10 protein-coding genes and 2 pseudogenes are annotated in these 8,826 nt (G+C 58.4%); 7 read left to right on the top strand and 5 right to left on the bottom strand.

All coding sequences use genetic code 11. The features are described 5' to 3' along the window. The first annotated feature begins 405 nt into the window (after nucleotides 1-405). Nucleotides 406-1,620, top strand: coding sequence for a class I SAM-dependent methyltransferase (locus MEB48_RS10665; protein WP_237884222.1), 1,215 nt, complete (start codon nucleotides 406-408; stop codon nucleotides 1,618-1,620). A gap of 59 nt (nucleotides 1,621-1,679) precedes the next feature. Here MEB48_RS10665 and MEB48_RS10660 read toward each other — a convergent pair whose 3' ends face one another. Then, complete coding sequence (locus tag MEB48_RS10660) at nucleotides 1,680-2,600, bottom strand: DMT family transporter (protein ID WP_237884221.1); 921 nt, start codon at nucleotides 2,598-2,600, stop codon at nucleotides 1,680-1,682. Between the two features lie 306 nt (nucleotides 2,601-2,906). Here MEB48_RS10660 and MEB48_RS10655 point away from each other — a divergent pair, with 306 nt between their 5' ends. The 3 genes from MEB48_RS10655 (at nucleotide 2,907) to MEB48_RS10645 (ending at nucleotide 4,525) form a co-directional block, all read left to right on the top strand. Further along, nucleotides 2,907-3,488 carry a DJ-1/PfpI family protein gene (locus MEB48_RS10655; protein WP_237884220.1) on the top strand — a complete coding sequence of 194 codons (582 nt, stop codon included), beginning with the start codon at nucleotides 2,907-2,909 and terminating at the stop codon, nucleotides 3,486-3,488. A gap of 13 nt (nucleotides 3,489-3,501) precedes the next feature. After that, nucleotides 3,502-3,807: a ribbon-helix-helix domain-containing protein gene (locus MEB48_RS10650; protein WP_007903755.1), complete on the top strand. Its 306-nt coding sequence runs from the start codon at nucleotides 3,502-3,504 to the stop codon at nucleotides 3,805-3,807. Between the two features lie 373 nt (nucleotides 3,808-4,180). Then, complete coding sequence (locus MEB48_RS10645; protein ID WP_123360487.1) at nucleotides 4,181-4,525, top strand: YegP family protein; 345 nt, start codon at nucleotides 4,181-4,183, stop codon at nucleotides 4,523-4,525. A 176-nt stretch (nucleotides 4,526-4,701) separates the two neighbouring features. Here the strand turns inward: MEB48_RS10645 and MEB48_RS10640 are convergent, their stop codons facing one another. Next, complete coding sequence (locus tag MEB48_RS10640) at nucleotides 4,702-5,721, bottom strand: DUF4917 family protein (RefSeq protein ID WP_237884219.1); 1,020 nt, start codon at nucleotides 5,719-5,721, stop codon at nucleotides 4,702-4,704. Between the two features lie 156 nt (nucleotides 5,722-5,877). On the opposite strand from MEB48_RS10640, the gene yiaY reads away from it, so the two are divergent. After that, on the top strand, nucleotides 5,878-7,026 hold the full coding sequence (gene yiaY / locus MEB48_RS10635) for an L-threonine dehydrogenase (protein WP_237884218.1): 1,149 nt from the start codon (nucleotides 5,878-5,880) through the stop codon (nucleotides 7,024-7,026). Nucleotides 7,027-7,103: 77 nt separating this feature from the next. Here the strand turns inward: yiaY and MEB48_RS10630 are convergent. The 3 genes and pseudogenes from MEB48_RS10630 to MEB48_RS10620 all read right to left on the bottom strand — a co-directional run. Continuing rightward, nucleotides 7,104-7,269 (bottom strand): annotated as a pseudogene (locus MEB48_RS10630) (MFS transporter); the annotation flags it as partial. Nucleotides 7,270-7,326: 57 nt separating this feature from the next. Continuing rightward, nucleotides 7,327-7,611 (bottom strand): type II toxin-antitoxin system RelE/ParE family toxin, encoded by a 285-nt coding sequence (locus tag MEB48_RS10625; RefSeq protein WP_237884217.1) that lies wholly within the window; start codon nucleotides 7,609-7,611, stop codon nucleotides 7,327-7,329. Beyond that, nucleotides 7,601-7,840 carry a CopG family ribbon-helix-helix protein gene (locus MEB48_RS10620; protein WP_237884216.1) on the bottom strand — a complete coding sequence of 80 codons (240 nt, stop codon included), beginning with the start codon at nucleotides 7,838-7,840 and terminating at the stop codon, nucleotides 7,601-7,603. The genes MEB48_RS10625 and MEB48_RS10620 overlap by 11 nt, the downstream gene beginning before the upstream one ends. 168 nt (nucleotides 7,841-8,008) lie before the next feature. Between MEB48_RS10620 and fos the strand changes: the two genes are divergently transcribed. Next, the gene (gene fos, locus MEB48_RS10615; RefSeq protein ID WP_237884215.1) at nucleotides 8,009-8,425 is read left to right on the top strand and encodes a fosfomycin resistance glutathione transferase; all 417 of its coding nucleotides are present in this window, start codon (nucleotides 8,009-8,011) and stop codon (nucleotides 8,423-8,425) included. A 138-nt stretch (nucleotides 8,426-8,563) separates the two neighbouring features. Beyond that, nucleotides 8,564-8,773, top strand: a pseudogene (locus tag MEB48_RS10610) (LysE family translocator); the annotation flags it as partial. Nucleotides 8,774-8,826: the final 53 nt, after the last annotated feature.

Genomic DNA, 8,826 nt, shown 5'->3' with positions numbered 1-8,826 from the left:
AACTTCATGCCACTGCAACCTTGTAATGCGAAGTCCGACTTGTCGGCTTCTCGATACTCTTCGTGGTGGGCAATGAGGCGGGGGGGCCTCTCTACAGACAAGGTCAGGAGCAAATCCTGCCTTCAGGAGCGATCGGCCTCCCCCAGAAACGCACTTGCTGTTGTATGACTCCTTGAGCGTAACCTCTCTCGTTGGAGTCAGGGACAACATACAAGGAGCGAGCTTGCTCGCGAAGACGGCGGTACGGTCAACATTGATTTTGCCTGACATGCCGCTTTCGCGAGCAAACTCGCTCCTACAGGGGTTCATTCGCACCGTTCGGCAAATAACTGCGTGTCCCGAACGGCCATCCCCTCTAAAATACCCGCCATTCCCCGATTCGCACCGCCCGAGGCCGTTTTTCCCATGTCTGTCACCGCCACTCCCGCCAGCCTCGCGCCGGATCACCACGCCCAGTTCATCGACCTGCTGCAAACCAGCCTCGATCAGAACGCCTTCATCAAACTGGTGCTGGCCAAGTACGTCGGTGGCGAAGCCGATTTGCAGCGGCTGATCATCAAGCAACTGACGGTCAAGGATCAGCCATGCCTGTCCTTCGTCTACCGCTACAAGACCCGTGACATCACCAAAAACCTGCCGCTTGCCGAAGGCGTGGCAACCATTGCTGCGCTGTTGCCCGCATCGTTCAAAAATGCGCATTTACTGTCATTGACCGACGAAGCTCAGCTCGAATACAGCAAAAAGGGCAAATCTTCACTGTTCAAGAGCAAGCCTCAGCAATTGCGTGAAGTGCCGTCCGCCGAGCACAACCGCGAGAAGAACCGTTTCCTCGACCTGAGCCGGCCGTTCCTCAAAGACCTCGGCGTGACCAATGCGCAGCATGAACTGATCCCGGCGATGTCGCGCAAGTGGAAGCAGATCAACAAGTTCATCGAAGTCTTCAGCCATGCGCTGACCTCGTCGCCGTTGGCGCTGGATAAACCCGTGCGGGTGGCGGACTTCGGCTCGGGCAAGGGCTACCTGACGTTCGCGATCCACGACTACCTGCGCAACACCTTGAAAGCCGAGGGCGAGGTGACCGGTGTCGAGCTGCGCGAAGACATGGTCAACCTGTGCAACAGCGCGGCGGCCAAGCTGGAGCATCCGGGGCTGGTATTCAAATGCGGTGATGTGCGCAGCGTCGCGCCGAGCGAGCTGGACGTGATGATCGCGTTGCATGCCTGTGACATCGCCACCGACTATGCGATTCACACCGGCATTCGGTCCGGCGCTTCGATCATCATGTGCTCGCCGTGCTGCCACAAGCAGATCCGCCTGCAGATCCAGAGCCCGGCGCTGCTCAAACCGATGTTGCAATACGGCCTGCACCTGGGCCAGCAGGCGGAAATGGTCACCGACAGTTTGCGTGCACTGTTCCTGGAAGCCTGCGGTTATGAGACCAAGGTCTTTGAGTTCATCTCGCTGGACCACACCAACAAGAACAAGATGATCCTGGCGGTCAAACGCGCCGAGCCGGTAGACCCGGCTCAGCTGTTGGTGAAGATTCAGGAACTGAAGGACTTCTACCACATCAGCGAACATTGTCTGGAAACATTGCTGCGGGCTGACGGCCTCCTCTAAACCTGTGGGAGCGGCGGTGCGGCGATCCGACTTGCTCGCGAAAGCGGACTGGCAGCCAACTAAAATGTTGAATGTGATGACGCCTTCGCGAGCAAGCCCGCTCCCACATTTGATTTGACTGCCGTCTTGCGCCCCAACATCACCGTCACGATCACCCCGGCCGCAAACAGCCAGGTTATCGGCTCGACGCGTTCACCGAAGAACAACGCCGAAAACGCGATGGTGAAGAAGATCTGCAGTAACTGGATCTGACTGACCCGGGCAATGCCGCCCATGGCCAGCCCGGCGTACCAGGCAAAGAACCCGATGAACTGCGAAAACAGCGAGACGTAACCAAACGCCCACCAGGTTTTGGCCGAAATCTCGCCCTGATGTTGCAGCGCCAGGTACAGCACCGGCCCGATCAGCAGCGGCGTCGATAGCACCAGTGCCCAGCAGATCACCTGCCAGCCGCCCATCTCCCTGGCCAACCGGCCGCCTTCGGCATAACCCAACCCACCCACGGCAATCGCGCCGAGCATCAGCAAATCACCAGACTGAATGCTGCCGGCGCCGCTGATCAGCGCATATCCGAGCACCAGTGCACTGCCCAACGCGGCGCAGGCCCAAAAAGCTTTCGACGGACGTTCATGGGACAGCCACGCGGCGTATAGCGCCACGCACAGCGGTTGCAAGCCGTTGACCAGTGCGCCATGGGACGCGGGCAATGTCTGCATGGCCCAGGCCGACAGCACCGGGAAACCGAGAATGACGCCCGCGATCACCAGCGTCAGGCCTTTGACCTGTTTCCACGTGGGCCACTTTTCACGGTGCCACAGCAATAAAAGCGCTGCAGGAATCGCCGCGAACAGCGCCCGGCCGAGGCCGTTGAGCAGCGGATGAAGTTCCTGCACGACGATCCGTGTAAAGGGCAGGGTCAGGCTGAAGATAACGACGCCGAGCAGGCCGAGGGCCATGCCAGTGTTTTCGCGCGAGGACATGATGGGTGACCAGGATTCAGGGTGGCGAGGAAGTTTCTTTATCTAGCCATAAACTGCAGGAACCACTCTGTTACAGCTAGGCGCAGAGTTATCCGTACAGTTTGAGGACGCCTTCGCGAGCAAGCCCGCTCCCACATTTAATCCGCAGTGAACACATAATTCACGAACACTGAAGATCAAATGTGGGAGCGGGCTTGCTCGCGAAGAACGATGACACCGTAGTAACTGGTTATTACCCACCCCCCCGGATAAGGACTACCTTGAATACTCCTGCATGCCCACGCATTTTCCAGAGGAGTCCTCCCCATGGCGGCTAAAAAAATTCTGATGCTGGTCGGCGATTACGTCGAAGACTATGAAGTAATGGTGCCGTTTCAGGCGCTGCTGATGGTCGGCCATACGGTACACGCCGTTTGCCCGGACAAAACCGCCGGCCAGACCGTGCGCACAGCGATCCATGACTTCGAAGGCGACCAGACCTACAGCGAAAAACCCGGTCACCTGTTTGCCCTGAACTTCGATTTCGCCAAGGTAGACGCCGCGGACTATGACGCGCTGCTGGTGCCGGGCGGTCGTGCGCCGGAGTATCTGCGCCTGAACGAAAAAGTTCTGGAGCTGGTGCGCGCGTTCGACAAGGCGGGCAAACCGATCGCCGCGGTGTGTCACGGTGCGCAACTGTTGGCCGCGGCAGGCATTCTTGAAGGTCGCGAGTGCAGCGCCTACCCGGCCTGTGCCCCGGAAGTGCGTCTGGCCGGTGGCACGTTCATCGATATTCCGGTGACGCAAGGTCATGTTCAAGGCAATCTGGCCACTGCCCCGGCCTGGCCGGCGCACCCGAGCTGGCTGGCCGGTTTCCTCGGGTTGCTGGGCACCAAAATCACGCTGTAACGAGGGACTGTTCATGTGCGAGCTCTACGTCAAGGCCGATCCGATTCTCTACGAATCGCGCTCCCGCTCGCTGCGCATCTGTGGGGTGGTCACCACCCTGCGGCTGGAGAATCAGTTCTGGGACATCCTCAGCGAAATCGCCGAGGTCGATGGCATGACCACCAATCAGTTGATCGCCAAGCTGTATGAAGAGGTGATGGACTACCGCGGCGAAGTGGTGAATTTCGCCTCGTTCTTGCGGGTCAGCTGCATGCGCTACCTGAGCCAGCGTCGGGTGCAGACACCTGAGTTGTCGGTGGTGCGGGCTGCGGTGAAGTAGAGCGGTTTGTATCAATTGTGAGGACGCCTTCGCGGGCAAGCCTCGCTCCTACAGGATTTCGGTTGACCGCGAATTTTGCGTCCGGCCGCGTTCCGTTGACCGCGGGTTTGCGACCTGCATATTGACCGCGAACTCGCGATCGGCCCAATCCATTGACCGCGGGTTTGCGACCTGCATATTGACCGCGAACTCGCGTCCGGCCCAATCCGTTGACTGCGGGTTTGCGACCTGTACATTGACCGCGAACTCGCGATCGGCCCAAAATCTGTAGGAGCGAGGCTTGCCCGCGAAAGCGTCGGTACAGGCGACAGAAATCCTCATTTGGTCTTTACTCTGAAACGCGAATCCTCTCAATCGCCAAGGAGTAAGAAGCATGTCTGGATGGTACGAAGTGAGCAAAACCAGCAACGGTCAATTCAAGTTTGTATTGAAAGCGGCCAATGCCGAAACCATTCTGACCAGTGAGCTGTATACCTCTCGCGGTGCGGCCGATGGCGGTATCGCCTCGGTTCAGGCCAACAGTCCGCTGGATGAACGCTACGAGAAAAAAACCACCAAGGACGGTCATCCTTACTTCAACCTGAAGGCCGGTAACCACGAGATCATCGGCAGCAGCGAATCCTATTCATCCGATGCCGCGAGAGATAAAGGCATTGCCAGCGTCAAGGCCAACGGCCCGACCACGGTGATCAAGGACAAGACCTTGCCGGTGTTCTGATCACAGCATTCAAGCCCACACTGACCCCTGTGGGAGCGGGCTTGCTCGCGAAAGAGGTTTGACATTCAGCATCTTCGTTGAATGTCAGACCGCTTTCGCGAGCAAGCCCGCTCCCACATTGGTTCGGCGGCGTTTACAAATCCCTGTTGCCCGCGAAGGGGCCGGCCTCGGCGCTACTAAACCTCGACCGGTACAGTCAGCTTCGGACTACCCAGCGCATGAGTCTTCGAATCAAAAAACCGCAGCTCCACTCCCGTCCCCTCAAACACCTTCGCGTAATGCCGCTTCTGATGCTGGATGAATGCCTTGCTGCGAGGGTAAATCGAGATTGCCACGGTCTTCGGCTTCGCCTGGCGCAACGCATGAACGATGTGACTGTCTTGCTCGCCAAGGGCATGCCCGAAGATGCACAACCCGTCGCCATGGCCCAATAACTGGTCATAGCAGAACGACAGGTAATCCGAGCTGCGAATGGTCTTGAGCTTGTCCTGAACCGGACCTTCGTTAACGAACAGCGGCACATCGTCGAGGGTCTTGATCGTATTGTTGATGGCGAAACTGCCCAGCAACGTACCCTCGGTCGACATCAGTTTGCGTGCCGTGCCGTCCTGATTGCGCACCAGATGCAGGCCGCCGTGCAGGTACAGCAGTCGGGTTTTGTCTGTCGCGGTGATGCTCAGATCAAAACGCGGCTCGCTGCCTTGAAACAGATCGGTAATGGCGTCAGGCCGGTGCTGGATCGCCCAGTAATTGAGCAAGTCATAATTGGTGGTGAACACCGTCCGATACCTGCCCAGTTCCTGACTGATCGTCGCCAGCGTCGAGGGCACTACCAACCGCCAAGGGATATGCACCGCATGCACGGTGTTGATCAGCGCTTCCTTGATCGCGTAATAGCGATTGCGCGGGGCGGCAGAGCTGACGGCCAACGCCTTGTTGACCCGGCTGGTGGTTTTCAGCGCCCCAAGCACTTGTTCGAAACTGCGTGTCTGCATCGCGTCGAACACGCTCAGTTCGGATTGGCTCAGAGGCTTTTCTTCGACGGTACGGGCGTTTTCGAACAGCGAGTCGTAGCCGAAGTCGTCCCATACCGCACGACTGGCACCGTTACCCACCAGCAATCCGCCGAACGAGGCAGTGCTGTGCAAGGCGTTCCAGTCTTCAAGTTGGGCATCGACATCCTGGAAATCGGTCATTGCGTTAGTCGTCTCAAAACAAAGGGTCTGATGGACGGCGACTTTATCACGCCCCGGTGTTGAGCCAGATCAAGGTATGGCGTGACTGATCAGTCGACCCTGTGCACACCCGCCAAATCGGTGCTGTCGATTCGGCTTAAGCCAGGAGACTTATGCATGAGCAGTACGTTTTTCATCCCCGCCGTCAACATCATGGGCACCGGCTGCCTCGACGAAGCCATGGACGCCATTCGCAAGTATGGTTTTCGCAAGGCGCTGATCGTCACCGACACCGGGTTGGCCGAGGCTGGCGTGGCGAAGATGATTGCCGGGAAACTGGCGATCGAGGACATCGACTCGGTGATCTTCGACGGCGCCAAGCCGAATCCGAGCATTGCCAACGTCGAGCGTGGTCTGGGTCTGCTCAAGGAAAGTCGCTGTGATTTCGTGGTGTCGCTGGGCGGCGGTTCGCCTCATGACTGCGCCAAGGGCATCGCCTTGTGCGCCACCAACGGTGGGACGATTCGTGACTACGAAGGTGTCGACCGGTCGATCAAACCGCAACTGCCGCTGATCGCGATCAACACCACCGCCGGCACTGCCAGCGAGATGACCCGTTTTTGCATCATCACTGACGAATCCCGTCACGTGAAAATGGCCATCGTCGATCGCAACGTCACGCCGCTGCTGTCAGTCAACGATCCGGCGCTGATGGTCGCCATGCCCAAGGGCCTGACTGCCGCCACTGGCATGGACGCACTGACCCACGCCATCGAAGCCTACGTCTCCACGGCGGCCAATCCGATTACCGATGCCTGTGCGCTGAAAGCCATTACGTTGATCAGCATTAATCTACGCCTCGCCGTACATGACGGCAGTGACATGATTGCGCGGGAAAACATGGCTTACGCGCAGTTCCTCGCTGGTATGGCGTTCAACAATGCATCCTTGGGTTATGTCCATGCGATGGCTCACCAGTTGGGCGGGTTCTACGACTTGCCTCATGGCGTGTGCAATGCGGTGCTGCTGCCTCATGTGCAAAGTTTCAACGCGCTGGTCTGCGCCGACCGCCTGACCGATGTTGCCCGCGCGATGGGCGCCGACATTCGCGGGTTCAGCTCGGAAGAGGGCGCGCAGGCAGCGATCGCGGCCATTCGCAACCTGGCCAGGGACGTGGAAATCCCCGCCGGTTTACGCGAGCTCGGTGCCAGGCTCAACGACATCCCGGTGCTTGCCACCAATGCCTTGAAAGACGCCTGCGGACTGACCAATCCACGGATGGCGGATCAGCGGCAGATCGAGGAGATTTTCCGCAGCGCGTTCTAAGTGGTTCGACGGCCGGGCGCGAACACTACGCAAAGTAGCGCGCCCACGGCGCGTCACCACCACCGCCATCAACAGGCCAACAATCCGTATTCCACCGCTGACCAGTTGAAGGGACCTTGCAGAATCAACGGTGCCGCGGTGTTGAACGCGACGGATCACCCCGTATCCCAGGCCGCCGACAAGGGCCGGCAACAGGAAGGCCCGATGACGCAGAATGTGCCCGTAGCTCGTCCAGGCGGATGACGGTGTGTTCTCTTCTGCCAGCACCTGGAACGTGACTACCCAGTGCCTCCGTTGCCATTACCAAGTGGTGGGGGGAAGACGCCGAGTATGGAAGACCCTCAGTACCTGTAAGCGCCCTTGACGAACTCGATAGGGAGTCAGATAGAGCCGATCTGGCAAGACCCACTCTCTGGTGCCGGGCAGTCGACCTTCGCGACCCGTAGCCGGGAAGCGAGCAAGATGTTCGACGCTGATGAGAATGGCCTGGACGAAGTCTGCTGCAGCTTTTGGATTTTCCATCGCGATGTATGCGGCTTCGTCATCCAGGTTCTTTAATGCGGTACGCAACCACTCAACGTGCATTGGCTGTCCACTTGTCAGCGATTGCTTTCACTTCCTCTGGCGTTGCGAAGTCACCTGCATCGGCTTCACTCAACGCTTTCTGAATCTCCTCGACTTGCCAGGCTTCCCGGGCCAGATACTCACGCAGCGCATTCACGGCAAGAAATGACTTGCTGCGGCCCGTCGCTTTGGAAAGATGGGCGAGGGTATCGGCGAGTTCGTCTGGCAGACGCAGCGACATGACGGACATGGGAGTCTCGATATAGTGGTTTGTAATACAACATACTACAACGTCATAAGGGGGTGAAAACCAGTCCCGTTCGTCTGTCGTAACAATTGATTTAATGGTCAGGAGTCGCATCCCGCCCACTGTTTAACCAGTACATTGCTCCGGAATCACTTAGAGGTTACTAAACCCATGCTAACCGGCCTCAATCATCTGACCCTCGTTGCCACCGACCTGAACCGTAGCGTGGCGTTCTATCGCGATCTGCTGCAACTTCAGCTTGAAGCTACTTGGGACACCGGCGCTTATCTCTCACTACCCGGTCTGTGGTTGTGCCTTTCTCTCGATCCGCTGCGCAAATCTACGCCCGCCGCTGACTACACCCATTACGCCTTCAGTATCGGCCCTACGGACTTCCCGTTGTTCGTCGAGCGCCTGCGATCCGCCCACGTGCAGGAATGGCGGGACAACCGCAGCGAAGGCGCGTCTTTCTATTTTCTCGATCCGGACGGGCACAAGCTTGAGGCGCATGTCGGGGATCTGGCGTCGCGGCTGGCGGCTTGTCGGCAACGGCCGTATGCGGGAATGAAGTTCTTCGACGATCGTTAAGTCGATACTCGGAGACCTGGGATAGACTTGCGTCCATTCACTTGGCGTCTCAACAGGAATTCCCATGACCCATCGCTGCTAATGGCCGTTCTCGCCTCGGGCTTCATTTATGGCATCACGCCGGGGCCGGGTGTGCTGGCGGTGCTGCCATGGTTGATCATCCTGGGCTTCATGGGTGGCCTTTTGGCCTACGCTATTCTCATAGGCATGGTCGGTGCGCGTCAGGTGCGCATGTTGTATCAGCGCCATGAACTGGCTATCACCCGGTTGTGCGGTGTAATGTTCATCGGTTTTGCCATCAACGCCCTGGTGCATGCGCTGCCGGGGCTGGTGACGAACAAGGCTTGAGGCTGATCGCAGGGACGCGTCAGTTGCACAGTCATCGCTCGGGCGTATGACCG

It is taken from the genome of Pseudomonas sp. PGPR40 (genome assembly GCF_022014505.1).
Lineage (GTDB): Bacteria > Pseudomonadota > Gammaproteobacteria > Pseudomonadales > Pseudomonadaceae > Aquipseudomonas.
Note: the sequence above shows the minus strand (reverse complement) of the source record. Positions and strands in the feature narration are given on the sequence as shown.

Bases quoted from the DNA above. Each gene is read 5' to 3' on its own strand.
- MEB48_RS10650 (WP_007903755.1), top strand. From the start codon at position 3,502: ATGTGCGAGCTCTACGTCAAGGCCGATCCGATTCTCTACGAATCGCGC.
- MEB48_RS10645 (WP_123360487.1), top strand. From the start codon at position 4,181: ATGTCTGGATGGTACGAAGTGAGCAAAACCAGCAACGGTCAATTCAAG.
- MEB48_RS10660 (WP_237884221.1), bottom strand. From the start codon at position 2,600: ATGTCCTCGCGCGAAAACACTGGCATGGCCCTCGGCCTGCTCGGCGTC.
- MEB48_RS10655 (WP_237884220.1), top strand. From the start codon at position 2,907: ATGGCGGCTAAAAAAATTCTGATGCTGGTCGGCGATTACGTCGAAGAC.
- yiaY (WP_237884218.1), top strand. From the start codon at position 5,878: ATGAGCAGTACGTTTTTCATCCCCGCCGTCAACATCATGGGCACCGGC.
- fos (WP_237884215.1), top strand. From the start codon at position 8,009: ATGCTAACCGGCCTCAATCATCTGACCCTCGTTGCCACCGACCTGAAC.
- MEB48_RS10620 (WP_237884216.1), bottom strand. From the start codon at position 7,840: ATGTCCGTCATGTCGCTGCGTCTGCCAGACGAACTCGCCGATACCCTC.
- MEB48_RS10640 (WP_237884219.1), bottom strand. From the start codon at position 5,721: ATGACCGATTTCCAGGATGTCGATGCCCAACTTGAAGACTGGAACGCC.
- MEB48_RS10625 (WP_237884217.1), bottom strand. From the start codon at position 7,611: ATGCACGTTGAGTGGTTGCGTACCGCATTAAAGAACCTGGATGACGAA.
- MEB48_RS10665 (WP_237884222.1), top strand. From the start codon at position 406: ATGTCTGTCACCGCCACTCCCGCCAGCCTCGCGCCGGATCACCACGCC.